The following is a 24387-nucleotide window of genomic DNA, read 5'->3' on the forward strand; positions in this document are numbered from 1 at the left end:
GATTTATGCGTCCGGAACGGGATTGCTGCCGGAGACGGGCACGTAGCGCCCGCCACGGAATTCGAACTTCATCGTCTGGTCAATGCGCTGCGCAGGAGCATTGCCGTCCTTCCCTGCCTTGCTCATCGCGCCAGTGAAACGCAGCGTCAGTGCGCTTGCACCGGCAAGCTCCCAGCGCCCTTCGATGTCATAGCATTGGCCCGGCGGCACTTTCTCGTCAGAGTAAACCGGATCGGCAGGCTGCAAGCCTTGCACGATGCCGCCCAGGCGCTCGACGCAATCGGGGCGCGAGTAGACGTTACTGCCCTTGATCTTTTGCAGCAGGAGCGGCTGCGCTTTCACGCCGTCGGCGCCGATTGCATACAGCGCGACGACATCCACGCAATGCCCTTGCCAGCAGCTTCCCCAGGTCGCTTGCAACGCCTGCGACTTTGCAGACAAAGGAACCGTCGCCAACTGCACCCGTCCTTCAAAGCCCTGCAGGGCGAACGGCTCCTGGCGCCTGGCGATCTTCCAACCGTCCTTGCCGGGCTTGAAGGTATAGGCGGCAAGGCCGGCCGGCGTACCGTGTGCAACTTGCGGCTCGCCGCCATCGCCTGCCGGCATCATGCTCGCCAGCAGCACGATGCGGTCCGGAGCCACGCGCACTACCTGGCGCGGCACCACGATGACATGTCGTTTCCGGCCTTGTTTTGCATTCCAGCCGCGCGTTGCGGCGCTGGTCGGGATCGACTGCATGCGCCCGCCCTCCTCGTCGACCCACTTCGGGAATGCGATTTGCAATAGTTCGTCAGGCTGAGGATCGGCCGCCTGTGCAATCACCAATGCCGGCGCCGCCAGCAAAGCAGCAAAAACAAGCTTCATCAATATTCTCCTAGATCCGCAAGCGGCGGCGGTCATTGAGGAAAGTCTCGAGCTGCGCAGGCGTCAGCACCTTGACCGGGTCGCCGTGGAAGACGTACAGGTAAGGCTCCCCACCGAGACGGTCGGTCATCTTCGCCAGCACTAGGAAACAGGTACCCAGCGGATAAACGGCCGTATCGCGCAACTGCCGCGAGCACTGAACCCGCATTTCCGGGCTGAACGCCTGCCCATTCACCGGCCGCACCACCACCTGGCCGTATTCCTCGACCGACTCCACTGCCACATCGCGGTAATCAAAAGTATCCCTAGTCATCCCGCGATCTTACCTGATCCACCTCAACACATGTGCCGTCGAAGCGCTTGAGAATCAACTTGCCGTCCCGCCTGCTTGACCTCAACCGCTCGCAAGGCGCAAGCAGCTTGATCCTCAACAGTAGGGGACCTTGAGGGATGGAGATTACTGAGCCATAGGCCTTCCCTTTTTACCTTCCCGACGAAAGCCATGAACTCCGCAAGAGATGCAAACACGACTCTGGAATCGCCATCTAGCTCAGGTAGCAATTCCATCGGCTGCGTTCCCCATTCTGGCGTGACCGGTGCTCGCAATTTTGTTCTTTGAGAACGGCCACATACAGGTCTTTCAAGCCAAAGTAAAAGGTTTACCGCGCGCCCAGCGGTTAGATGACAGCGAGAATGTCAGTGCGCGCACCTGGTGGTACCATCCAGCTGGAACATAGAGCATGTCGCCTGGCTGGACGATCACTTCGATCATCGTGGCCTGCCGCGCCAGCGGGTAGCGTTCGAAGTCCGGTGCTTCGGGATCGAACGGGCTGCCGAACAAGACCGGATTGGCCTCGCGGGAGTAAAGGAATTCGTCGTGGTGCGGCGGTGCGAGGAAAATCCGCTTGATGCCCCACAGCTGCGCGAAGATGTTGTCGTCGAAGTCGCTGTGCAGCGGCGTGACAGTTCCTGCTGGGCCGATCCAGAACCTCGGTGGCCCCATCTTTTCGAAGTAAGCCGGCCAGTGGCACAGGCTATTCAACTCGCGCAGTTCGAGGTTGCCGAGGTATGGCGGCAATCCCTCCGCCTCATCGGCGAGATCGAGATACTCGCGCATGGTCATGTCCTGCATCGCGCGGTCGGGCGCGAAGGCAGTGCCGACGTAGTCGCCAACGCGTGCGCGTACGTGTACATCACCAAAGCGCTCTCGCAGCACTTCCGGGCCGAGCGCGCAAATCGGCCAGCGCGCAACTGCGCCGGGAATCAGGAATGGCAGCCCTTCACGCGCCCGTGTGCGGAACGCGGTTGCGCTCATCGGGCGTACGCGCGGCACGGCATCGATGTCCGGCAAGGCGCGCGCTGCCGCGCGGATGGCTTCACGCATCTCCTGCATCGAAGATACACCGCGCACCGCTGCGTCGCGTCGCTCGCGCGCTTCGGCCTTGGCCGCTTGCGCAGCCTCGCCGTCCGGTACATTGCGCGAGGCTTCGAGCGGCGGCAGGCGCGAGGCGGCAAGCGGAGCGCCGGGCGCTGGTTCGCGCGGCAGCTGGCGTGACGTCATGCCCTTACGCCCCTTGGCGCAGCACCAGCAGCGCTACAGCTTCGGCATTGATGCCTTCTTCTCGGCCGAGATAGCCGAGCTTCTCGTTGGTCTTGGCTTTCACGTTCACGTGGCCGGCCGGCACACCCAGGTCGGCGGCGATATTGGCCGCCATGGTCGCGATGTGCGGCGCCATCTTCGGGCGCTGGGCGATGATGGTGCAGTCCACATTGCCGATATCGTAGCCGGTGGCGCGCACGCGCTTGGCCGCTTCGCGCAGCAGGACGCGCGAATCAGCGCCGCGGAATTCTTCGGCCGTATCCGGGAAGTGCTTGCCGATATCGCCCAGCGCCGCCGCGCCGAGGATGGCGTCGGTGATCGCATGCAGCAGCGCATCGGCATCCGAGTGCCCCAGCAGGCCGCGTTCGTGAGGGATCTCGACCCCGCCCAGTATCAGCTTGCGGCCTTCAATCAGGCGGTGCGAGTCATAGCCCTGGCCGATGCGGAATGGGAGTTGCGTCATTTTGAATCCTGTCCTAAATACATTTCTGCGATCGCGATATCGGTCGGCAGCGTGACCTTCATATTGCGCGGGTGGCCTTCCACCAGTTTCGGCGAGAAGCCAAGCATCTCGACGGCACTTGCGTCATCGGTGATGGCGTTCGGGTCCGGCGCCAGCGCCAAGGCGCGCAGCAGCAGCGCGTACGAGAACATCTGGGGTGTCTGCGCCAGCCACAGGCCGTCGCGCGGCGTGGTCTGCACAGTGCCAGTGCGGGTGGACTTTACCGTGTCCACCACCGGCAGAGCAAGCAGCCCCCCGCCCTCGTGGTCGCCGACAGCGGCAATCAGCTTTGCGATCAGGGCCGGCGTCAGGCCGGGACGTGCAGCGTCGTGCACCAGCACCATGTCGTCATCGTCCACGTTGGCGCGAATGACGCGCAAGCCGTTCAGGATCGAATCCATGCGCGTGGCGCCGCCGCAGCGCAGGACCGTCACGCCAAGTTCGGGGGTGATGGAATCGATATAGCCGTCGCCGGCGCTCACCACCACATAGGTGTGTGCAATCAGTTCGCTGCGGCGAAACGCTTCAAGCGTATGCTGCAGCATCGGCACGCCGTTGATGGGCAAGTACTGTTTGGGGCTGGCGGCCGCCATGCGCGCGCCAACGCCGGCGGCGGGAATCAATGCGAAGTATCGCTTCATTTTCTGCTACGTGACTTCCTTAAAATGGTTTGTATCTCGCCGTTGCACGCCTTGCTCAAGCGAGCGTATTCTGCCGGCGAATCGATCAGGGCCTGCTGCACCTCCACCTTGGCCATTTCGGCCTTGATGTACGGCAGCCAGCCGCTGTCGATCTCGTGCGCCAGGGCCGAGCGTGCGGTGCCGGCCGGGGCATAGAGCGGCTTGGCCTCGAAGCGCCGCGCCAATGCAGTGCGCACCACGTCCTCGACCTTGACCAGGTGGTCCATGTAGGCGTTCATGTGGCGCAGTTCGTGCGTCAGGATCTCCGCGTAACCGCAAGTGCCCGGCGGGAATTCATTGCCGACATAAATGCGCACAGGCGCATAGGTCAACTGTACCTTGATCTGCGGCGCCACGCACTCGTAGCCACTGGCCGGGTCGGTAAGCATCGGGCCGTCGAGAGCGATCTGCACGCGCGACTCGGTGCGGGTCAGCCCCAGCACATAGCCGGTGACCGGCATTTTTTCGGTGCGCATGGCCGAGAGCTGCTTGTACGACAGCTGGGTGTTGACGGTGTAGCCGTTCTGGCGCGCCGACAGCACCGAGACTGTCTTGCTGATCGTATCTTCGCAGCGGACCTGGAATGGCGTGCGCTGCACCGGCGCTGCCTGCGCCTGGTTTGCCGCGAGGGCTCCAACCAGTAGCAGGCAGCGCATGCCGTTCATGGCCTCAGTCCAGCTTCCAGGCGCCGGCGCGCAGCTTGTCGAGCCAGAAGGCGCCGATCACGGTCTTGACGTCGGTGATCTTGCCGCTGCGGACCCAGTCCAGCATTTCATCCACGCTGGCGGTGATGGTTTCGATGAATTCGCCGTCGTCCAGCTTTACTTCGCCGGCGGTCAGGCCGCGCGCCAGGTAGATGTCCAGGTGCTCGTCCGAGTAGGCGATGGCGTTGTGGATGGTGCTCACGAATTGCCAGTCGGCGGCGGTGTAGCCGGTTTCCTCTTCCAGCTCGCGCATGGCGCAGGCCAGAGGGTCTTCGCCGGGGTCGATCTTGCCCGCGGGGAGTTCGATGAAGACGCGGTCGTTGGGGTAGCGGTATTGGCGCTCCAGCAGGACCTTGCCGTTATCGAGCACGGGGATGATGACTACGGCGCCGGGATGGCGGATGTATTCGCGCTTGGTGTGCTTGCCGTCCGGCAGGCTGACCGTGTCGCGGTGGACTTTCAGGAAGCCGCCGTCGTAGGCGATGCTGCCGTCTATTTTGGTTTCTTTGAGGTGTTTGTCCATGGTTTGCTTTTTAAAACCGATAAACCCGGGTCAGACCCGCAGGGTCTGACCCACAACGGTTTTACAGCTTGGGGTTATGGTTTAGGGCTTTTGACATTTTGAGAAAATCAAAGGCCCACAACCGAAACCCGCAGCCAGGAGACCGTAGTGGGTCTGCCCATTGGGTCAGCCCCAGGTTTGCCGGTTTTAGTGATGTTTACGCAGGTAGCGTACCACGAAGCCAGGAAAAGCAAACACCAGGAAGGCGAACGCCGCGACCCAGTAGAACTCCCAGTTCTGCGGAAACGCGGTGCCGATGCGGGATTCGAGCGCAATGCCGATGCCGCCAACGGCGATGTACAGCACTGCCAGTTCCGCCAGCCGCACCAGGAATGGCTTGCGTGCGGCCTTCAGCGGAATCAGGGCAAATACCTTCTCGTTCAGAAAAGGCAGGTTGGCGGCCACCACTGCAAGCAGGATGACCAGCCAGGCTGAAGCATTGACGTCCATCTATCAGGAAGCCAGGGTCTTCTGCATCGCCGCCATGCAGGCGTTCAGCAGAGGGCCTGGGATCATGCCCAGCACCACGACGGCCAGGCCGTTCAGTGCCAGCACGATACCCTTGTCGGTGCTGACAGACAGAGGAGTGGTGTCAGCCGGCTCGTCGAACCACATCACTTTCACGATGCGAATGTAGTAGAACGCGCCCACCAGCGAGAACATCACGGCAAACACGGTCAGCCACACAGCACCGGTCGCCAGCACCGATTGCAGCACCGCGAACTTGGCGGCAAAGCCCATCATCGGCGGTACGCCGGCCAGCGAGAACATCAGCACGGACATCAGCACTGCGTAGCCCGGGCTGCGCTTGGACAGGCCCTTGAAATCGTTGATTTCTTCGGCTTCAAAGCCCTGGCGCGCCAGCACCATGATCAGGCCGAACGAGCCGACGGTGGTCAGCACGTAGGTGATCGCGTAGTACATGGCGGACGAGTAGGCGGCGGCGCCATTGGCCGTCTCGTGACCCACAACGCCGGCCATCAAGCCCAGCAGCACGAAGCCCATTTGCGCGATGGTGGAGTAAGCCAGCATGCGTTTCAGGTTGGTTTGTGCGATTGCGGTCAGGTTGCCGATGGCCAAGGACAGCACGGCCAGGATCATCAGCATCTGCTGCCAGTCGCCAGCCGCAGGGCGCATGCCTTCCACCAGCAGGCGCACGCAGATGGCGAAAGTCGCCAGCTTCGGAGCGCCGCCCAGCAGCAGGGTCACGCCGGTTGGAGCGCCTTGATAGACGTCCGGCACCCACATATGGAACGGCACGGCGCCCAGCTTGAACGCCAGGCCGGCCACCACGAACACCAGGCCGAAGGTCAGGATGGTCGGGTTGACGGTGCCGGAGCCGATCTTGGCAGCCACGCGGGAGATATCCAGCGAACCGGTCGCGCCGTACAGCATCGACATGCCGTACAGCAGGAAGCCGGAAGCCAGCGCGCCGAGGATGAAGTACTTCATCGCAGCTTCGGTAGCGCGGGCATCGTCGCGGCGCAGGGCCACCAGGGCGTACAGCGACAGCGACATCAGTTCCAGGCCCAGGTAGATGGTCAGGAAGTTGTTCGCCGAGATCATCACCATCTGGCCCAGCAGGGAGAACAGCGCCAGGACGTAGAACTCGCCGCCCAGGTTACCGCCCAACATGCCGCGGTCGGTGGAGTACTGGCGTGCATACACCAGCGTCATCGCCATGGTCAGGTAGGAGAACAGTTTCAGCAGGTTGCCCATCGGGTCGCTGATGAACATATTCGAGAAAGCGTACACCGTGCTGCCGGATGTGTAGTCGGCAAAGCTGAAGAAGGCCGCGCCCACCAGGGTCGCCAGCGTCAGCATATAAGTGATCGCACGTTTGCCCTCTGCCAGGAACATGTCGATCAGCAGGATCGCCGAAGCGGCGATCAGCAGAAAGACTTCTGCGTAGAGCGGGATCAGGTTAGTGGTATTCATGAAAACTAGGTCCTATTTGCAATCAAGGGGCCACGGCTGGCAGCTTGCTTTGAGCCGCATGCGCCAGCAGGTCGGCCACGGAAACCTGCATCACGTCGGTGAATGGCGCTGGGTACAGGCCCATCACCAGCACAGCGATCGCCAGGATGCCCAGCATCAGGAACTCGCGGTTGTTAACGTCGGTCAGCTCTTCCACGTGCTTGTTGGTGATGGCGCCGAAGATCACGCGCTTGGCCATCCACAGGGAGTAAGCCGCGCCGAAGATCAGGGCGGTAGCAGCCAGGATGCCGGTCACGAAGTTGAACTGCACGGCGCCCAGGATCACCATGAACTCGCCCACGAAGCCGGAGGTGGCTGGCAGGCCGCAGTTAGCCATGGAGAACAGGATGAACAATGCGGCAAACTTTGGCATCTTGTTCACGACGCCACCGTAGTCGGCGATCTGGCGCGAGTGCATGCGGTCATACAGCACGCCGATGCACAGGAACATCGCGCCGGAGATGAAGCCGTGCGACACCATCTGCACGATACCGCCCTGCACTGCCATCTCGTTGAACATGAAGAAGCCCAGGGTCACGAAGCCCATGTGCGCGATGGACGAATACGCCACCAGTTTCTTCATGTCCTTCTGCACCAGGGCCACCAGGCCGATGTAGATCACGGCGATCAGCGACAGCACGATCACCATTGGCGCCAGCTTGTGCGAAGCGTCAGGCACGATCGGCAGCGAGAATCGCAGGAAGCCGTAAGCACCCAGCTTCAGCATGATCGCGGCCAGCACGGCGGAACCGCCGGTCGGCGCTTCCACGTGCACGTCCGGCAGCCAGGTGTGGACCGGGAACATCGGCACCTTCACGGCGAAGGCCATGAAGAAGGCGAAGAAGATCGCAACCTGCTCACCCATGGTCAGCGGCAGCTTGTGCCAGGCCAGGATATCGAAGCTGCCGGACTTGTTGTACAGGTAGATGATGGCAACCAGCGTCAGCAGCGAACCGAAGAAGGTGTACAGGAAGAACTTGAACGCTGCGTAGATGCGGTTGGCACCACCCCATACGCCGATGATGATGTACATCGGGATCAGGGTCGCTTCGAAGAAGAAGTAGAACAGCAGGCCGTCCATGGCGGCGAACACGCCGATCATCAGGCCCGACAGGATCAGGAACGCGCCCATGTACTGCGCCACGCGTTCGGTGATCACTTCCCATGCCGAAATCACCACGATCACGGTGATGAAGGCGGTCAGCGGGATGAACCACATCGACAGGCCGTCAATGCCCAGCGAGTAGAAGATGTTGAAGCGCTCGATCCAGGCGGCCTTTTCCACGAACTGCATGCCGTGGGCGGCCTTGTCGAACTGCGTCATCAGCGGGATGGTCGGCACCAGGGATACCAGGGCGCCTACCAGCGACAGCACGCGCACCATGCCGGCCCGCGTATCGCGGCCGATGGCCAGTACGATCAGGCCGAAGACGATCGGTACCCAGATCGACAGGCTGAGGTAAGGAGGTAGAGTATTAATCGTTGACTGCATTTGTTATCTCTTTTGCGTCAGCTGTTAAGCGTGCCAAAACGGCAGGAAGTACACCAGGAAGCCCAGGATACCGATGATCATCACGAAGGCGTAGTGATAGATATAGCCGGTCTGGAACACTTTGGTGACACTGGAGAACCAGCCCACCACTTTCGCCGAACCGTTCACCATCAGGCCATCGATGATGGCGCGGTCGCCAGCAGCCCACAGGCCCTCGCCCAGCAGGCGTGCGCCGCGGGCAAAGACAGCCTCGTTGAACTTGTCCATGTAGTACTTGTTGTCCAGCAGGGTGTGCAGGAACTTGAACTTCTCGTAGAACCAGGCAGGAACCTTCGGATTGACCATGTAGCAGTAGTAAGCCGAAGCCACGCCGGCAATCGCCAGCCACAGTGGCAGCGAAGTGAACGAGTGAACGATCATCGCCAGCGGGCCATGGAATTCTTCCGCCAGTTCATGCATCGCGTGGTGGTTCTCGCCGACGAAGATCACGTCCTTGAAGAAGCTGCCGAACAGCATGGGTTCGATCGCGATCGCGCCGATCACGACGGACGGGATGGCCAGCAGGATCAGCGGCAGGGTCACTACCAGGCCTGGCGAATGTGGCTTCTCGCCTGGAGCCAGGCCGTGGTGGCCATGGTCGTCTTCTTCGCTTTCGTCAGCGTGGTGCGAATCGTGCGCGTGGTGGTGTTCCTTGCCGAAGTTCTCCGGGCCGTGGAACACGACGAAGTACATGCGGAAGGAGTAGAACGCGGTCACGAACACGCCGGCCAGCACGGCGAAGTTGGCAAAGCCAGCGCCCGGCAGCTGGGTGGCATGTACCGCCTCGATGATCATGTCTTTCGAGTAGAAGCCCGAGAAGCCAGGGGTACCGATCAGCGCCAGGGAGCCCAGCAGCGAGGTGATCCAGATCACTTTCAGGTACTTCTTCAGGCCGCCCATATTGCGGATGTCCTGGTCGTGGTGCATCGCCATGATGACGGCGCCGGCGCCCAGGAACAGCAGTGCCTTGAAGAACGCGTGGGTCATCAGGTGGAACACGGCCACCGAGTAAGCGGAGGCGCCCAATGCCACGGTCATGTAGCCCAGCTGCGACAGGGTCGAGTAAGCCACCACGCGCTTGATGTCGTTCTGGATGATGCCCATGAAGCCCATGAACAGCGCGGTAATCGAACCGATCACCAGGATGAACGACAGCGCGGCGTCCGACATTTCGAACAGCGGCGACATGCGGGTCACCATGAAGATACCGGCGGTCACCATGGTTGCCGCGTGAATCAGTGCCGAGATCGGGGTCGGGCCTTCCATCGAGTCTGGCAGCCAGACGTGCAGTGGGAACTGCGCCGATTTACCCATCGCGCCGATGAACAGGCAGATACAGGCGACCGAGATCAAAGCCCATTCAGTGCCCGGCAGGGTACCGTTGATCAGGGCTTCCTTCTTCAGGAATACCTCTTGGTAATCCATCGATCCGGTGTAGGCCAGGATAATGCCGATGCCCAGGATGAAGCCGAAGTCGCCCACGCGGTTGACCAGGAAGGCCTTCATGTTGGCGAAGATGGCAGTCGGGCGGGTGTACCAGAAACCGATCAGCAGGTAGGACACCAGGCCCACCGCTTCCCAGCCGAAGAACAGCTGCAGGAAGTTGTTGGACATCACCAGCATCAGCATGGAGAAGGTGAACAGCGAGATGTAGGAGAAGAAGCGGTTGTAGCCTTCGTCTTCAGCCATGTAGCCGATGGTGTAGATGTGAACCATCAGCGACACGAAGGTCACCACGTTCATCATCATCGCAGTCAGCGTGTCGATCTGGAACCCGACGGCCAGCTTGACGCTGCCCACGGTCATCCAACGGTACACGTCGGCGTTAAACACCTCGTAGCCATTCAGCAGATTCATCAGCGTCTGGAACGAGATCAGGAAAGCGATCAGCACGCCCAGGATGGTCGCGCTATGCGACACCTTGCGGCCGACGACATTGCCGAAGAACTTGGTGCCCAGCAGGCCCGCGATTGCGGAACCTGCCAATGGCGCCAGCGGAACGGCCAGAAGGAGGGTTGGGTTAAGTTGCCCCGTCATGATTTACCTTATGCGTATTATTCGAGGTTATTAACTCAGCCTTTGAGGCTATCCAGGTCTTCCACGTTGATGGTGTCCAGGTTACGGAACATCACCACCAGGATCGCGAGGCCGATTGCCGATTCGGCAGCCGCCACGGTCAGGATGAAGAAGACGAAGATCTGCCCGGCCGCGTCGCCCAGGTAGTGCGAGAACGCGATGAAGTTCATGTTCACCGCCAGCAGCATCAGTTCGATGGCCATCAGCAGGACGATGACGTTCTTGCGGTTCAGGAAAATACCGACGATCGAGATCGCGAACAGGATCGCGCCCAGGACCAGGTAATGAGCCAGGGATAAAGTCATGGTGCCTCCTTCGTTGCTTCGTTGCCAGCGTCGCCGCTCGGCGCATGCCAGACGGTAGCGTCCATCTTCACGATCTTCAGGCGGTCATTGCGCTTGACGCGGACGGCAACGCCCGGGTCGATAGCCTTGGTGTCTTTGCGCTTGCGCAGGGTCAGGGCCACGGCGGCAACGATAGCCACCAGCAGGACCACGGCTGCGATTTCAAATGCGTAGACGTACTCGGTATAGATCTTCAGGCCCAGCGCCTTGGTCTGGCCGATGCTGTTGGCCGCCTCAGGCACTGCGGTGCCGGTGGACGGGAACGAGCGCCAGATCACGGCAGCCATTTCCAGCACGATCACACCGCCGATGATGGAAGCAACCGGCAGGTAATTCCAGAAGCCCGCACGCAGCTTGTCGAGGTCGATGTCGATCATCATCACGACGAACAGGAACAGGACCATGACGGCGCCGACGTACACCAGCACCAGCACGATGGACAGGAATTCGGCTTTCAGCAGCATCCAGATGCCGGCCGCCTGGAAGAAGGCCAGCACCAGGTACAGTGCCGCATGCACCGGGTTGCGTGCAGTAATAACGCGCAGCGATGCCAGCACCAGGATGGCAGCGAACACGTAGAACAAAATAGAAGTGAAGTTCATTTTTATTAGCCTCGGCGATCAGCGGTACTTGGCATCGGCCGCGCGGTTAGCCGCGATTTCCGCTTCGTAGCGGTCGCCCACGGCCAGCAGCATCTCTTTGGTGTAGTACAGGTCACCGCGTTTTTCGCCGTGGTATTCCAGTACGTGCGTCTCGACAATCGAGTCCACCGGGCAGGATTCTTCGCAGAAGCCGCAGAAGATGCACTTGGTCAGGTCGATGTCGTAGCGGGTGGTACGGCGGCTGCCGTCGTCACGCTGCTCCGACTCGATGGTGATCGCCATCGCCGGGCAAACTGCTTCGCACAGTTTGCAGGCGATGCAGCGCTCTTCGCCGTTCGGGTAACGGCGCAGGGCGTGCAGGCCGCGGAAACGCGGCGAGATCGGCGTTTTCTCTTCAGGGAACTGGACGGTGATCTTCTTGGCAAACATGTATTTGCCAGTCAGCGCCATCCCCTTGAACAGTTCGGTCAGCATGAAGCTGCCGAAGAAGTCTTTCAATCGGTCCATTCTGTATTCGCTCTCTTACTTCCAAATATTCCAGGAGGTCTGCATCCAGGTCGCCACGAAGACCAGGTAAACCAGGGTCAGTGGGATGAACACTTTCCAGCCCAAACGCATGATCTGGTCGTAGCGATAACGTGGGAACGTTCCGCGGGTCCAGATGAACAGCGACACGATGAAGAAGGTCTTGATGAACAGCCAGAAGAAGCCGCCGAACACGCCGCCGATTTCCAGCGCTGCGATCGGAGCGGACCAGCCGCCCAGGAACATGATCGACGCCAGCAGGCCGATCAGGATCATGTTGGCGTATTCCGCCAGGAAGAACATCGCGTAAGCCATGCCGCCGTATTCGACCATGTGGCCGCCGACGATCTCGGATTCGCCTTCCACCACGTCGAACGGGTGACGGTTGCATTCAGCCAGGCCGGACACCAGGTACACGACGAAGATCGGCAGCAGCGGCAGCCAGTTCCAGGAGAACAGGTTCAGGCCCATGGCAGCCATGGTGCCCTTCTGCTGGCCGGCCACGATCTCGGACAGGTTCAGCGAACCGGAAACCATCAGCACGATCACCAGGGCGAAGCCCATCGCGATTTCGTAGGACACCATCTGTGCCGATGCACGCATCGCGCCCATGAAGGAGTACTTCGAGTTGGCGGACCAGCCGGCGATGATGATGCCGTACACCTCCATCGAGGCGATCGCCATGATCAGCAGCAGGCCGGCGTTCACGTCGGCCAGGGCGGCGCCCGGGGCGAACGGCACCACGGACCAGCAAGCCAGTGCCGGCATGATGGTCATCACAGGACCGATGAAGAACAGGGACTTGTTCGACTTGGTCGGGACAATGATCTCTTTAAAGAGCAGTTTCAGTGCGTCGGCGATCGGCTGCAGCAGGCCGTTCGGGCCCACGCGGTTCGGGCCGATACGGATCTGGATCCAGCCCAGCAGCTTACGCTCCCACAGGGTCAGGTAGGCAACCAGGCCCATCAGAGGCAGGGTCACGCACAGGATCTTGGCCATGGTCCAGACGAACGGCCAGAAAGTGCCGAGGTTGGCCTCGCCCATCACTTTAATCGAATCAATCATTTCTGGCAGAGCCATTACTTGCCCTCCCCTGCTTTAGCAACGGTGATGTCACCGAACATCGCGCCCAGCATCGCGGTCGATGCGTGTGCGGCGGACACGCGCACCACGTTCGCTGGCAGGCCGGCGTCGATGGTCGCTTCCAGGATCGCAAAGCCGGAGCCCTGCTTCACTTCAACCTTGTCGCCGGCCTTCACGCCGATCTGCTGCGCAGCGGCAGTAGACAGGTGCGCTTTAGGAGCGGCGGCATCGGTGGTCGCCAGCAGCGGACCGGAACGGCGCGCCAGGGCGTCAGCGAAATAGATCGGCACGTCGGCGAGTCGCTGCAGGCCAGTCGCGGTGAACGGCACGCCGGCAACGGCAGCCTTGCGCGACACGTTCGACAGCTTGGCCGACAGGTCGGACGCGCCCTTTTCGAACAGTTCGTCGCGGATCGATTCCGAGGTTTCGTAGTCGAAGCCGCCCAGGCCCAGGATGTTGCCCAGAACGCGCAGCACTTTCCAGGCCGGACGGGCCTCGCCCATCGGCTTGACGGTGCCGTTGAACGACTGCAGGCGGCCTTCGGCATTGACGAAGGAGCCGGAAGTCTCGGCAAACGGAGCGATTGGCAGCAGCACGTCGGCGTAATCCATGCCGTGCTTGAAGGCCGACATCACGACAACCATTTCGGCGGCGTTCAGCGCGGTCTTTGCAGCTTGCGGGTTGGCGGCGTCCAGTTCCGGCTCGGCGTTCAGCAGCACGTAGGCTTTCTTCTGTACGGAGAAGGCTGGAGCAGCGTTCTTCGCAGTGGCGCCAACCAGGTAGCCGCCAACCGTGTTGGCCGCTTCGGTCAGGACACCCAGCTTGGCGCCGGTTTGTTCAGCGATCCATTGTGCAGCAGCGTGCAGCTTCGACGCTTCCGGATGCGCCACGGCGGCGTTACCCAGGAAGATCGCTTTGCGCTCGCCGCCCACCAGCGATTCAGCGATTGCTTCTGCTTCGGCCGAGGCGACAACGCCTTCGAAACCGGCAGGAGCGGCAACGCCCTTCGACTTGGCGACAGCGGCCACCACGCCGGACAGCGCGGCCAGCCAGTCGGTCGGCGCAGCGATGATCTTGTTGGCGGTGGTGATCAGGTTTTCGGTGTCGGCTGCGTGCAGCACGGACAGCTTGCCGCCGGCTTTCACGGCCGCGCGGATGCGGGTCGCGAACAGCGGGTGGTCCTTGCGCAGGAAGGAACCGATCACGAACACGCGCTGCAGCGAGCTCAGTTCAGCAATCGGCATGCCCAGCCATGGCTTGACTTCGCCGTCCAGCGCGAAATCGCTCTGGCGCAGGCGGAAGTCCACGTTCTCGGAACCCACGCCGTGCATCAGTTTCTTCAGCAGGGCCAGTTCTTCCACGGTGGAGTGCGCGGTGCCGTAGGCTGCCAGCGAGTCCGCACCGTGTTCGTGCTTGATGTTCTTCAGCCCGTGCGCCACGTATTCCAGCGCGACTTGCCATTCCACTTCTTTCCACTCGCCGCCCTGCTTCAGCATAGGCTTGGTCAGGCGCTCGGCGCTTTCCAGCGCTTCGTAGGAGTAGCGGTCCTTGTCGGAAATCCAGCACTCGTTGACGGCTTCGTTCTCGAACGGCAGCACGCGCTTCACGGAGCCCTGCTTCACTTGCACGATCAGGTTCGCGCCGGTGGAGTCGTGCGGGGAGACCGATTTGCGACGCGACAGTTCCCAGGTACGGGCGCTGTAGCGGAATGGACGCGAGGTCAGCGCGCCGACCGGGCACAGGTCGATCATGTTGCCCGACATTTCGGAGCTCACTGCTTCGCCCACGAAAGTGGTGATCTCGGAATGCTCGCCGCGGCCCAGCATGCCCAGTTCCATCACGCCGGCCACTTCCTGGCCAAAGCGCACGCAACGGGTGCAGTGGATGCAGCGCGACATTTCTTCCATCGCCACCAGCGAGCTGCCGGCCTTCGGCGGCACAACACGCTTCTCTTCTTCGTAGCGGGACTCCATCTTGCCGTAACCTACGGCCAAGTCCTGCAGCTGGCACTCACCGCCCTGGTCGCAGATCGGGCAATCCAGCGGGTGGTTAATCAGCAGGAACTCCATCACCGACTTCTGTGCTTGCACAGCCTTGTCGGAGGCGGATTTCACGACCATGCCAGCCGATACCGGCGTGGCGCATGCTGGCAAAGGCTTAGGCGCCTTCTCCACTTCGACCAGGCACATACGGCAGTTCGCAGCGATCGACAATTTCTTGTGATAGCAGAAGTGCGGGATGTAGGTACCCAGCTTGTTGGCGGCGTCCATCACCATGCTACCCGCAGGGACTTCTACCTTTTTGCCGTCAATTTCGATTTCAACCATGATAATCGCAGCTTAGTAAGCCGAAACAGGCACCAGGCAGTGCTTGTGTTCGACGTGATATTCAAATTCTTCGCGGAACTGCTTGACGAAGGCGCGTACCGGCATAGCGGCAGCATCGCCCAGAGCGCAGATGGTGCGGCCCTGGATGTTGTCGGCGATGGAGTTCAGCATGTCCAGGTCCGAAGGACGGCCCTGGCCGTTCTCGATACGGTGGATCATGCGGTACATCCAGCCGGTGCCTTCACGGCACGGGGTGCACTGGCCGCACGACTCTTCAAAGTAGAAGTAGGACAGGCGTTCCAGGGCCTTCACCATGCAGCGGGTCTCGTCCATCACGATCACGGCGCCCGAGCCCAGCATGGAGCCGGCTTTGGCGATCGAATCGTAATCGAGGTCAGTCTGCATCATGATCTCGCCGCGGATCACCGGAGCGGACGAACCGCCAGGGATCACGGCCTTGATCTTCTTGCCGCCGCGCATACCGCCGGCCAGCTCCATCAGCTTGGCGAACGGGGTGCCCAGCGGGACTTCGTAGTTGCCTGGACGCTCAACGTCGCCCGAGATCGAGAAGATCTTGGTGCCGCCGTTGTTCGGCTTGCCCAGGCCGAGGTAGTTTTCGGCGCCGATGTTCAGGATGAACGGAACGGCCGCGAAAGTCTCGGTGTTGTTGATGGTGGTCGGCTTGCCGTACAGGCCGAACGATGCTGGGAAAGGCGGCTTGAAGCGCGGCTGGCCTTTTTTGCCTTCCAGCGATTCCAGCAGCGCGGTTTCTTCGCCGCAGATGTAGGCACCGTAGCCATGGTGGGCGTGCAGCTGGAAGCTGAACTCCGAACCCATGATCTTGTCGCCCAGGAAGCCGGCGGCACGCGCCTCTTCCAGCGCTTCTTCAAAGCGCAGGTAGTCCTGGAAGATCTCGCCGTGGATGTAGTTGTAGCCCACGGTGATGCCCATCGCATACGCGCCGATGGCCATGCCTTCGATCAGCGAATGCGGGTTGTAGCGGATGATGTCGCGGTCCTTGAAGGTACCTGGTTCGCCTTCGTCGGTGTTGCAGACGAGGTATTTCTGGCCAGGGAACTGGCGCGGCATGAAGGACCATTTCAGGCCGGTCGGGAAACCCGCACCGCCGCGGCCGCGCAGGCCGGAGGTCTTCAGGTCGGCGATGATCTGCTCTGGAGGGATCTTCTCTTCCAGGATCTTGCGCAGTGCCGAATAGCCGCCACGTTTCACGTAGTCGGCCAGGTGCCAGTTGTCGCCGTTCAGATCCTTCAGGATCAGCGGATTGATGTGACGGTCGTGCAGGGAGGTCATTTCTTCAGTTCCTCCACCAGGGAGTCGATCTTGTCGTTGCTCATGAAGCTGCACATGCGGTGGTTATTCACCAGCAGCACCGGTGCGTCGCCGCAGGCGCCCATGCACTCCCCTTCCATCAGCGTGAACGCACCGTCTTCGGTGGTGCCGCGGAAGTCGATGCCGAGCTTGGCCTTCAGGTGCTCGGCAGCTTTCACGCCGCCCGACAGTGCACATGGCAGGTTGGTGCACACGGTGATCTTGTGCTTGCCGACCGGCTTCAGGTTGTACATATTGTAGAAAGTCGCGACTTCCTGCACGGCGATGGCCGGCATGCGGATGTAGTCGGCGATTTCCTTCATGGTTTCTGGCGACAGCCAGCCCAGTTCAACCTGGGCGTGGGCCAGCGCGGCCATCACGGCCGACTGGCGCTGGTCGGCCGGATACTTGGCCAACTCGCGGTCGATTTTTTTATAGCATTCTTGGGATAACAGCATTTCTTGCCCTTAGCGGTCGATTTCACCGAAAACGATGTCCTGGGTACCGATGATGGTCACGGCGTCGGCGATCATGTGGCCGCGCGACATTTCGTCCAGACCCTGCAGGTGGGCGAAGCCCGGTGCGCGGATCTTCATACGGTATGGCTTGTTGGCGCCATCGGAGATCAGGTAGATGCCGAATTCGCCTTTCGGGTGTTCCACCGCGCTGTACGCTTCGCCCGGCGGCACGTGGAAGCCTTCGGTAAACAGCTTGAAGTGGTGGATCAGCGATTCCATATTGGTCTTCATGTCCACGCGGTTAGGCGGAGCGACCTTGCGGTTGCTGGTCATGACAGGACCCGGGTTGGCTTTCAGCCATGCCACGCACTGCTTGATGATCTTGTTCGACTGGCGCATCTCTTCCACGCGCACCAGGTAGCGGTCGTAGCAGTCGCCGTTGGTGCCGATCGGGATGTCGAAGTCCATCTTGTCATACACTTCGTACGGCTGCTTCTTGCGCACGTCCCAGGCGATGCCCGAGCCGCGCAGCATGGCGCCGGTGAAGCCCATGGCCATCGCGTCTTCTGGAGACACCACGCCGACGCCGACGGTACGCTGCTTCCAGATACGGTTGTCGGTCAGCAGGGTTTCGTATTCGTCGACATAGGTCGGGAAACGCTTGGTGAAGTCTTCCACGAAGTCCAGCAGCGAGCCCTGGCGGTTCTCGTTACGTTCGGCCAGCGCTTTCGCGTTGCGGATCAGCGATGCCTTGTACTGCGGCATGGCGTCCGGCAGGTCGCGGTACACGCCGCCCGGACGGTAGTAAGCCGCGTGCATGCGGGCGCCCGACACTGCTTCGTAGCAGTCCATCAGGTCTTCGCGGTCGCGGAAGGCGTACAGGAACGGGCCCATGGCGCCCACGTCCAGCGCGTGCGCACCCAGCCACAGCAAGTGGTTCAGCAGGCGGGTGATCTCGTCGAACATCACGCGGATGTACTGCGCGCGCACCGGCACTTCCAGGCCCAGCAGCTTTTCGATCGCCATCACGTAGGCGTGCTCGTTGGACATCATGGACACATAGTCCAGGCGGTCCATGTAAGGCACGGATTGCAGGTAGGTCTTCTGCTCGGCCAGCTTCTCGGTAGCGCGGTGCAGCAGGCCGATATGCGGGTCGGCGCGCTGGATCACTTCACCGTCCAGCTCCAGCACCAGGCGCAGCACGCCGTGCGCCGCAGGGTGCTGCGGACCAAAGTTCAGGGTGTAATTCTTAATTTCAGCCATTTCTTACTTCCCGTAGTTTTCTTCGCGGATCACGCGCGGCACGTTTTCGCGCGGCTCGATGGTCACAGGCTGGTAGACAACGCGCTTCTGCTCCTGGTCATAGCGCATTTCAACGTAGCCCGACACTGGGAAGTCCTTGCGGAATGGATGGCCGATGAAACCGTAGTCGGTCAGGATGCGGCGCAGGTCGTTGTGGCCTTCGAAGATGATGCCGTACAGGTCGAACGCTTCGCGCTCGAACCAGTTGGCGGCGCGCCAGATCGTGGTCACGGAGGCCACGATAGGCATGTCTTCGTCCGGCGCGAACACGCGCACGCGCAGGCGCCAGTTCTTGGTGACGGACAGCAGGTGGGTCACGGCTGCGAAGCGCAGGCCGTCCCAGGTGCCCTCACCGTAGGTCGAGTAGTCAACGCCGCACAAGTCGATCAGCGTATCAAAACGCAAAGCTGCGTCGTCGCGCAGCTCTTGCATTACCTGGTAGTAGTCCCCAGATTTGACTGTAATCGTCACTTCGCCCAGCGCGACGACGATGGAGGCCCGCTCGCCCAGCTTTTGCTCAAGGGCGGAGACCAGTGTTTGCAGATGTGTGTTCATAAGGTCTTACCGCGCGATCGTGTTGGTCTTCTTGATCTTGTTGTGCAGCTGCAGGATGCCGTACAGCAGTGCTTCTGCAGTCGGCGGGCAGCCCGGCACGTACACGTCGACCGGCACGATACGGTCGCAACCGCGCACTACGGAGTACGAGTAGTGGTAGTAGCCGCCGCCGTTGGCGCAGGAACCCATGGAGATCACCCAGCGTGGATCCGGCATCTGGTCATAGACCTTGCGCAGCGCAGGGGCCATCTTGTTGCACAGGGTGCCTGCCACGATCATCACGTCGGACTGACGTGGCGACGGACGGAACATGAAACCGAAACGCTCCAGGTCGTAACGGGCAGCACCAGCATGCATCATCTCCACTGCACAGCAAGCCAGACCGAACGTCATCGGGTACATCGAACCCGTACGCGCCCAGTTGATTACCGTATCAAAGGTAGTGGTGATGAAGCCTTCGTTAAATACGCCTTCAATAGACATGGCTTATTCCCAATCAAGGGCACCTTTCTTCCAGATATACCAAAAACCGACCACGAATTCGGCGATGAACACCATCATCGTCACGTAACCCTGCCAGCCCAGTTCACGCATGGAGACACCCCATGGGAAGAAGAATGCAGTTTCAAGGTCGAACAGAATGAACAGAATTGCGACGAGGTAGTAACGCACGTCGAATTTCATGCGCGCGTCTTCGAAAGCTTCGAAGCCGCACTCGAATGGGGAGAGCTTGGCCGCATCGGGCTTGTTCGGGCCAAGGATATGGCCGAGCACTTGCGGGACTACGCCGACGCCAAGGCCGACGATAAGGAACAACAGGACGGGGAAGTAATTTTCGAGGTTCACGATGGGTAAGCAGCTAAGTTGAATTACGCTCGACCCCAATCACTTGCTACTGAGACCAGGATCAAACGACACATCCTCGTAAAAAAACCAGCTAAGCCCTGAATCTACGATTCAAACGACCTGCTGGCTTTTGATCTTTTTTGGTGCCGACGACGAGACTCGAACTCGTACAGCTTGCGCCACTACCCCCTCAAGATAGCGTGTCTACCAATTTCACCACGTCGGCAATAGGCCGCTATTCTACACTGTGATCATCGCTTTGTTAATGCAAATTGCGCATAATCAAGAAGAAAAACGGCAAAAAGTTCAAAGTTGCCAGTTTTACTTCGCTGGCGAAGCAGCTGGCGCGGCCGCCGCAGGCGCCGAAGCAGCAGGCGCGGAAGCAGCCGGCGCCTCGACAGGAGCCGGGGTTGCAGCCACTGGCGCAGCAGGAGCGGCAGGAGCGGCCGAAGGAATCGCCGCAGCGCCACCTACCGGAGCAGGAGCCGCTGCCGGGGCCTTGATGTTATCCATCACGCCGGCGCCGGCCGAAATATTGCCTTTGCTAGCCAGGACCGACAGGCCAAGGGTGGCGCCGAAGAAAATGGCTGCCGCCAGTGCAGTCGACTTCGACAGGAAGTTGGAGGAGCCAGAAGCACCAAACAAGCTGCCCGAAGCACCAGAACCGAAGGCGGCGCCCATATCGGCACCCTTACCATGCTGCAGCAGTACCAAGCCAATGATCGCCACGGCGGAGATGACCTGCACTACGATAACCAGATTGAACAAAGAGTTCATGCTATTCCTTAAATAGTAAAATTGCCCCGCTTATGCAGCAGCGACGATGGCGAGAAAATCCGCCGCCTTCAGTGCTGCACCGCCAATCAGGCCGCCATCGATATCAGGCTGGGCCAGCAACTGCTTGGCGTTGTCCGGTTTCATGCTGCCGCCATACAGGATCTGCATGCCGGCGGCAGACGCCGCATCCTTCTTTGCCACCCGGGCGCGCAGCAGTGCATGCACTTCCTGCGCCATTTCCGGGGTGGCGGTCTTGCCGGTGCCGATCGCCCAAACAGGCTCGTACGCCAGAACAATCTTTGCCAGCTGCTCCGCACCCAGCACTTCCAGTACGGCGTCCAGTTGCTCGCCCACCACATCGGCAGTCTTGCCGGCTTCGCGCTCTTCCAGCGTCTCGCCTACGCAAACCACCGGCACCAGGCCGGCATTCACAGCAGCCAGCGCCTTCTGGGCCACCAGGTCGCTGCTCTCCTTATGGTAGGAGCGGCGCTCGGAGTGGCCGACGATGGCGTATTTGCTGCCGAAATCCAGCAACATGGCTGCCGAGATTTCACCTGTGTAGGCGCCCGAAGCGTGGGCGGACACATCCTGTGAGCCCCAGGCAATTGCGCTGCCAGTGAGTTCAGCCTGACATTGTGCCAGATATGGGGCCGGGACGCAGACCGCGGTATCGGCCTTCGCATCACCCAGGCCAGCCTTGATGCCTGCCAACAGGGTAGTGTTGGCGGCACGGCTGCCGTTCATTTTCCAGTTACCGATGACGAGTTTGCGGCGCATAGTAGCTTAATTTTTAATAACCCGTAATTGTAGCGTGCGCCCCAAAGTCGGGTCAAACGCTAGACTTCGCGCCCCATAGAAATTATATTATTGGCATCTCTTTCGGGTTCGCGCTGGCGCTACCTTGCCCTGATCATCGGCGTCGTGCCGATATTGTTCAACAATCAAGCTCAAGGCGCGTCGACGGCAATGACGTTCTGGACCTTCGTCATCGGCTTTTCCTCTTTGTCCAGCCGCTGGTCGCGATTGCCGCGATCGTCGGGCCGGCCGAACATCGCGGCGGACTAGTCGGCGCAGTTGATTCCCTATTCAAACAGGTGCCGGGAACCATGACTGTTGCCTGGGTTCTTCGTCCTGCTGCCTGCCGTCACTGTGGCGACCTGGGGCGCAGCCGACATATGACTTAAAGTACCTGCAGCATGATCTTACCCACGTGGCTGCTGCTTTCCATCAGCGCGTGGGCTTTGGCCGCCTGGTCCAGCGGGAAGCTCTCGTAGATCACGGGCTTGATGTCGCCCGCCTCGATCAGCGGCCATACCTTCTCGCGCAGCTGGCGCGCGATGGCCCCCTTGAACGCGACCGAGCGCGGACGCAGGGTCGACCCGGTAATGGTCAGGCGGCGTTTCAGCACCTGCCCCATGTCCAGCGTTCCCTTGGCGCCGCCCAGCAGTGCGATGATGGCGATGCGGCCGTCATCGGCCAGGCAACTGATTTCGCGCGGCAGGTAATCGCCGCCCACCATGTCGAGGATTACGTCGACGCCGGTATCGCCGGTCAGCTCTCGCACCACGGCCGCGAAGTCTTCAGTGCGGTAGTTGATGCCGCGCGCCGCGCCCAGGGCCTCGCAAGCCCGCGCCTTCTCATCGCTGCCTGCCGTGGCAAACACGCGATGGCCGAGTGCGCGGGCGAGCTGGATTGCCGTCACGCCGATGCCCGAGGTGCCGCCCTGCACCAGCAAGGTCTCGCCTTTGCCCAGCCCCGCGCGGTCGAAGACGTTGCTCCAGACGGTGAAGAAAGTCTCCGGCAACGAGGCCGCCTCCAGCGGCGACAGGCCGCGCGGCACGGGCAGCACCTGCTGCACCGGCGCAGTCACGTATTCGGCATAGCCGCCACCCTGCACCAGCGCACATACCATGTCGCCGATCTTGAAGCCGCTGGCGGCCAGGTCGCCATCGACGATCTCGCCCGCCACCTCCAGGCCCGGGATGTCCGTGGCGCCCGGCGGCGGCGCGTAGCTGCCCATGCGCTGGAACACGTCCGGCCGGTTGATGCCCGCCGCGTGCACGCGGATGCGCACCTCGCCCTCCTTCGCCACCGGTAACGCACGCTCGCACAGGCGCAGCACATCGGCGCCACCCGGTTTCTGGATTTCAATCGCACGCATCATGGCATCACCTCTCCTGGAAAGAGGCGATTGTAGCGCTTACAGCCCGAAGCGAGCGCCTATGCCGAGCAAGGTGGCCAGGCCCAGCCCCGCGAACATGGCGGCTGCGATGCCGTGCACCAGCTTGAGGGGGATTTTCGCGGCCAGCTTGTCGCCCGCAAAGACGGCAGGCACATCGGCGACCAGCATGCCAAGCGTGGTGCCGGCCACCACCATCAGCGGGTCCGGATAGTGGGCGGCCATCGCCACGGTGGCGACCTGGGTCTTGTCGCCCATCTCGGCCAGGAAGAAGGTCACCAGGGTTGCGCCGAAGACGCCGAAGCGGCTGGCGACAGTGGTTTCGTCGTCCTCGATCCTGTCCGGCACCAGGGTCCAGGCGGCCATGCCGAGGAAGGACAAGCCCAGCACCCAGCGCAGCATTTCCGGCGTGAGCAAGGAGGTGATCCAGGCGCCCAGTGCACCGGCCAGGCCGTGGTTGAAGATGGTGGCGATGAGGATGCCGGCTACGATCGGCAGCGGTTTCTTGAAGCGGGCGGCAAGCAGGAAGGCCAGCAGCTGGGTCTTGTCGCCGATTTCGGCCAGGGCGACGACGCCGGTTGAGACGAGGAGCGATTCCATATTGTGTTTCCAGGCCGGGCACGGACGAATGACCACAACTCGCCCCCGGCCTACGTCGGCGGCGCTGTGGTCAAAGGTCTTGCCAAGTATGGGACCGCATATGCCATGGCCTGTGGGCCAAGTATGTTGACATATGCCTCCTCCGGGGGCGGAGAAGAGGCTACTCCCCAATGACGGACGGGATTTTACCTCAAAACCGGTAGGCCAGGGTCTTGGGGACAGGGGTTCCGGTTGTGCGACCTTGCTCTTCGTCGAGAGTCAAAAGCCCTGAACGGACCTCGTAGCGGTTGCGCAGACGGGGTCTGACCCTGCGGGTCAGACCCGGGTTTGCCGGTTTTCAGCCGCCCCCAGTCCGCGACGACCTTGGCAACGGCGTATTCCGCTTCCACGCCGACGACAACGCCTGCCCTTCCTCAATCTGCTCCTGCGTCATGCCCCTCGCCACGGCCGCCCGCTGCTCCGCCGCATTGGCCGAGCCGCCAGCCGCCGCCAGGTTCCACAACATATAGGCAATCACATTGTCCTGCGGCATGCCGCCAATGTGATACCGGTACATCAGCCCGAGAACCTGCTGCGCATCCGCATGCCCCTGCTCCGCCGCCTTGCGGAACCAGGTCACCGCTTCCTTATGGTCCTGGATTACCGCATTGCCGGTGTAGTACATGGCCCCCACCACGTACTGCGCATCGGCCTTGCCCTTGAGCGCAGCCTTGCGGTGCCAGGTCAGCGCCAGCTTGTAGTCCTGCGGTACGCCACGGCCCATGTAGTACATCAAGCCAAGCAAATGCTCGGCATCCGTATTGCCCGCCTTGGCCAACGGCAGGATCTCCTTGTAGGCCAGCGCATAATTCTTGTTGTTATACGCCGTGGCCCCTTCCGCAAACCCGGCATGCGCACTGGCCTGCAGCCCCAGGGCGATGCCGAGCGCGATTAACACGCCTCGTAGTTTTTTCATGGTGCTGTA

At 61.2% G+C, this 24387-nt stretch carries 28 protein-coding genes, 1 tRNA gene and 1 riboswitch; of the genes, 1 reads left to right on the forward strand and 28 read right to left on the reverse strand.

Translation table 11 applies throughout. From position 1 onward, the window contains the following. Positions 1-3: 3 nt before the first annotated feature. The 25 genes from ACN9MZ_RS20790 to tpiA all read right to left on the reverse strand — a co-directional run bounded on the left by ACN9MZ_RS20790 (position 4) and on the right by tpiA (position 21421). Complete coding sequence (locus ACN9MZ_RS20790) at positions 4-864, reverse strand: hypothetical protein (RefSeq protein ID WP_426338822.1); 861 nt, start codon at positions 862-864, stop codon at positions 4-6. Positions 865-874: 10 nt separating this feature from the next. Then, positions 875-1177 (reverse strand): hypothetical protein, encoded by a 303-nt coding sequence (locus ACN9MZ_RS20795; protein WP_426338823.1) that lies wholly within the window; start codon positions 1175-1177, stop codon positions 875-877. Between the two features lie 327 nt (positions 1178-1504). After that, entirely contained in the window at positions 1505-2425 is a 921-nt protein-coding gene (locus ACN9MZ_RS20800) for a cupin-like domain-containing protein (RefSeq protein ID WP_426338824.1), read from the reverse strand. A gap of 4 nt (positions 2426-2429) precedes the next feature. Continuing rightward, a complete protein-coding gene (gene ispF, locus ACN9MZ_RS20805; protein WP_426338825.1) occupies positions 2430-2927 on the reverse strand; it encodes a 2-C-methyl-D-erythritol 2,4-cyclodiphosphate synthase in 498 nt (165 codons plus the stop codon). After that, on the reverse strand, positions 2924-3607 hold the full coding sequence (gene ispD / locus ACN9MZ_RS20810; RefSeq protein ID WP_426338826.1) for a 2-C-methyl-D-erythritol 4-phosphate cytidylyltransferase: 684 nt from the start codon (positions 3605-3607) through the stop codon (positions 2924-2926). The genes ispF and ispD overlap by 4 nt, the downstream gene beginning before the upstream one ends. Continuing rightward, entirely contained in the window at positions 3604-4311 is a 708-nt protein-coding gene (locus tag ACN9MZ_RS20815) for a hypothetical protein (RefSeq protein ID WP_426338827.1), read from the reverse strand. Before ACN9MZ_RS20815 ends, ispD begins: the two co-directional genes overlap by 4 nt. Before the next feature lie 4 nt (positions 4312-4315). After that, positions 4316-4873, reverse strand: a complete 558-nt coding sequence (locus ACN9MZ_RS20820) for an NUDIX domain-containing protein (RefSeq protein ID WP_426162746.1) — start codon at positions 4871-4873, stop codon at positions 4316-4318. A 186-nt stretch (positions 4874-5059) separates the two neighbouring features. Further along, complete coding sequence (locus ACN9MZ_RS20825) at positions 5060-5362, reverse strand: DUF2818 family protein (protein WP_426338828.1); 303 nt, start codon at positions 5360-5362, stop codon at positions 5060-5062. A gap of 3 nt (positions 5363-5365) precedes the next feature. Further along, positions 5366-6850, reverse strand: a complete 1485-nt coding sequence (gene nuoN / locus ACN9MZ_RS20830; RefSeq protein WP_426338829.1) for an NADH-quinone oxidoreductase subunit NuoN — start codon at positions 6848-6850, stop codon at positions 5366-5368. 22 nt (positions 6851-6872) lie between these two features. After that, complete coding sequence (locus ACN9MZ_RS20835; protein ID WP_426162754.1) at positions 6873-8381, reverse strand: NADH-quinone oxidoreductase subunit M; 1509 nt, start codon at positions 8379-8381, stop codon at positions 6873-6875. Between the two features lie 24 nt (positions 8382-8405). Next, the gene (gene nuoL / locus ACN9MZ_RS20840; protein ID WP_426338830.1) at positions 8406-10457 is read right to left on the reverse strand and encodes an NADH-quinone oxidoreductase subunit L; all 2052 of its coding nucleotides are present in this window, start codon (positions 10455-10457) and stop codon (positions 8406-8408) included. Positions 10458-10492: 35 nt separating this feature from the next. After that, positions 10493-10801 carry an NADH-quinone oxidoreductase subunit NuoK gene (gene nuoK / locus ACN9MZ_RS20845; RefSeq protein ID WP_028104269.1) on the reverse strand — a complete coding sequence of 103 codons (309 nt, stop codon included), beginning with the start codon at positions 10799-10801 and terminating at the stop codon, positions 10493-10495. Continuing rightward, positions 10798-11442 (reverse strand): NADH-quinone oxidoreductase subunit J, encoded by a 645-nt coding sequence (locus ACN9MZ_RS20850; RefSeq protein WP_426338831.1) that lies wholly within the window; start codon positions 11440-11442, stop codon positions 10798-10800. The genes nuoK and ACN9MZ_RS20850 overlap by 4 nt, the downstream gene beginning before the upstream one ends. A gap of 18 nt (positions 11443-11460) precedes the next feature. Beyond that, complete coding sequence (gene nuoI, locus ACN9MZ_RS20855) at positions 11461-11949, reverse strand: NADH-quinone oxidoreductase subunit NuoI (RefSeq protein ID WP_130311253.1); 489 nt, start codon at positions 11947-11949, stop codon at positions 11461-11463. Positions 11950-11964: 15 nt separating this feature from the next. Next, on the reverse strand, positions 11965-13047 hold the full coding sequence (gene nuoH / locus ACN9MZ_RS20860; protein ID WP_426162760.1) for an NADH-quinone oxidoreductase subunit NuoH: 1083 nt from the start codon (positions 13045-13047) through the stop codon (positions 11965-11967). Further along, a complete protein-coding gene (nuoG, locus tag ACN9MZ_RS20865; protein WP_426338832.1) occupies positions 13047-15377 on the reverse strand; it encodes an NADH-quinone oxidoreductase subunit NuoG in 2331 nt (776 codons plus the stop codon). Before nuoG ends, nuoH begins: the two co-directional genes overlap by 1 nt. A 12-nt stretch (positions 15378-15389) precedes the next feature. Continuing rightward, positions 15390-16688 carry an NADH-quinone oxidoreductase subunit NuoF gene (gene nuoF / locus ACN9MZ_RS20870; protein WP_426338833.1) on the reverse strand — a complete coding sequence of 433 codons (1299 nt, stop codon included), beginning with the start codon at positions 16686-16688 and terminating at the stop codon, positions 15390-15392. Further along, on the reverse strand, positions 16685-17164 hold the full coding sequence (gene nuoE / locus ACN9MZ_RS20875) for an NADH-quinone oxidoreductase subunit NuoE (protein ID WP_426338834.1): 480 nt from the start codon (positions 17162-17164) through the stop codon (positions 16685-16687). The genes nuoF and nuoE overlap by 4 nt, the downstream gene beginning before the upstream one ends. A 9-nt stretch (positions 17165-17173) precedes the next feature. Continuing rightward, positions 17174-18427, reverse strand: a complete 1254-nt coding sequence (locus tag ACN9MZ_RS20880; protein WP_426338835.1) for an NADH-quinone oxidoreductase subunit D — start codon at positions 18425-18427, stop codon at positions 17174-17176. Positions 18428-18430: 3 nt separating this feature from the next. Beyond that, positions 18431-19021 carry an NADH-quinone oxidoreductase subunit C gene (locus ACN9MZ_RS20885; RefSeq protein ID WP_426338836.1) on the reverse strand — a complete coding sequence of 197 codons (591 nt, stop codon included), beginning with the start codon at positions 19019-19021 and terminating at the stop codon, positions 18431-18433. Positions 19022-19027: 6 nt separating this feature from the next. Next, positions 19028-19504: a NuoB/complex I 20 kDa subunit family protein gene (locus ACN9MZ_RS20890; RefSeq protein ID WP_028104278.1), complete on the reverse strand. Its 477-nt coding sequence runs from the start codon at positions 19502-19504 to the stop codon at positions 19028-19030. 3 nt (positions 19505-19507) lie between these two features. Next, a complete protein-coding gene (locus ACN9MZ_RS20895) occupies positions 19508-19867 on the reverse strand; it encodes an NADH-quinone oxidoreductase subunit A (protein WP_426162773.1) in 360 nt (119 codons plus the stop codon). A 141-nt stretch (positions 19868-20008) separates the two neighbouring features. After that, a tRNA-Leu gene (locus ACN9MZ_RS20900) sits at positions 20009-20093 on the reverse strand. A gap of 95 nt (positions 20094-20188) precedes the next feature. Beyond that, positions 20189-20644 carry a preprotein translocase subunit SecG gene (gene secG / locus ACN9MZ_RS20905; RefSeq protein WP_426338837.1) on the reverse strand — a complete coding sequence of 152 codons (456 nt, stop codon included), beginning with the start codon at positions 20642-20644 and terminating at the stop codon, positions 20189-20191. A gap of 30 nt (positions 20645-20674) precedes the next feature. Further along, positions 20675-21421: a triose-phosphate isomerase gene (gene tpiA, locus ACN9MZ_RS20910; protein WP_426338838.1), complete on the reverse strand. Its 747-nt coding sequence runs from the start codon at positions 21419-21421 to the stop codon at positions 20675-20677. Between the two features lie 90 nt (positions 21422-21511). Here tpiA and ACN9MZ_RS20915 point away from each other — a divergent pair, with 90 nt between their 5' ends. Continuing rightward, positions 21512-21709, forward strand: a complete 198-nt coding sequence (locus ACN9MZ_RS20915; protein WP_426338839.1) for a hypothetical protein — start codon at positions 21512-21514, stop codon at positions 21707-21709. Between the two features lie 115 nt (positions 21710-21824). On the opposite strand, the gene ACN9MZ_RS20920 is transcribed toward ACN9MZ_RS20915, so the two are convergent. The 3 genes from ACN9MZ_RS20920 to ACN9MZ_RS20930 form a co-directional block, all read right to left on the reverse strand. After that, the gene (locus ACN9MZ_RS20920) at positions 21825-22805 is read right to left on the reverse strand and encodes an NAD(P)H-quinone oxidoreductase (RefSeq protein WP_426342938.1); all 981 of its coding nucleotides are present in this window, start codon (positions 22803-22805) and stop codon (positions 21825-21827) included. A gap of 39 nt (positions 22806-22844) precedes the next feature. Next, complete coding sequence (locus ACN9MZ_RS20925; protein WP_426338840.1) at positions 22845-23423, reverse strand: TMEM165/GDT1 family protein; 579 nt, start codon at positions 23421-23423, stop codon at positions 22845-22847. A 5-nt stretch (positions 23424-23428) separates the two neighbouring features. Then, a riboswitch (yybP-ykoY riboswitch) is annotated at positions 23429-23604 on the reverse strand. A 156-nt stretch (positions 23605-23760) separates the two neighbouring features. After that, complete coding sequence (locus tag ACN9MZ_RS20930) at positions 23761-24378, reverse strand: tetratricopeptide repeat protein (RefSeq protein WP_426338841.1); 618 nt, start codon at positions 24376-24378, stop codon at positions 23761-23763. Positions 24379-24387 lie beyond the last annotated feature (9 nt).

The organism is Pseudoduganella sp. S-14 (assembly GCF_049913285.1).
Classification (GTDB): domain Bacteria; phylum Pseudomonadota; class Gammaproteobacteria; order Burkholderiales; family Burkholderiaceae_D; genus Rugamonas.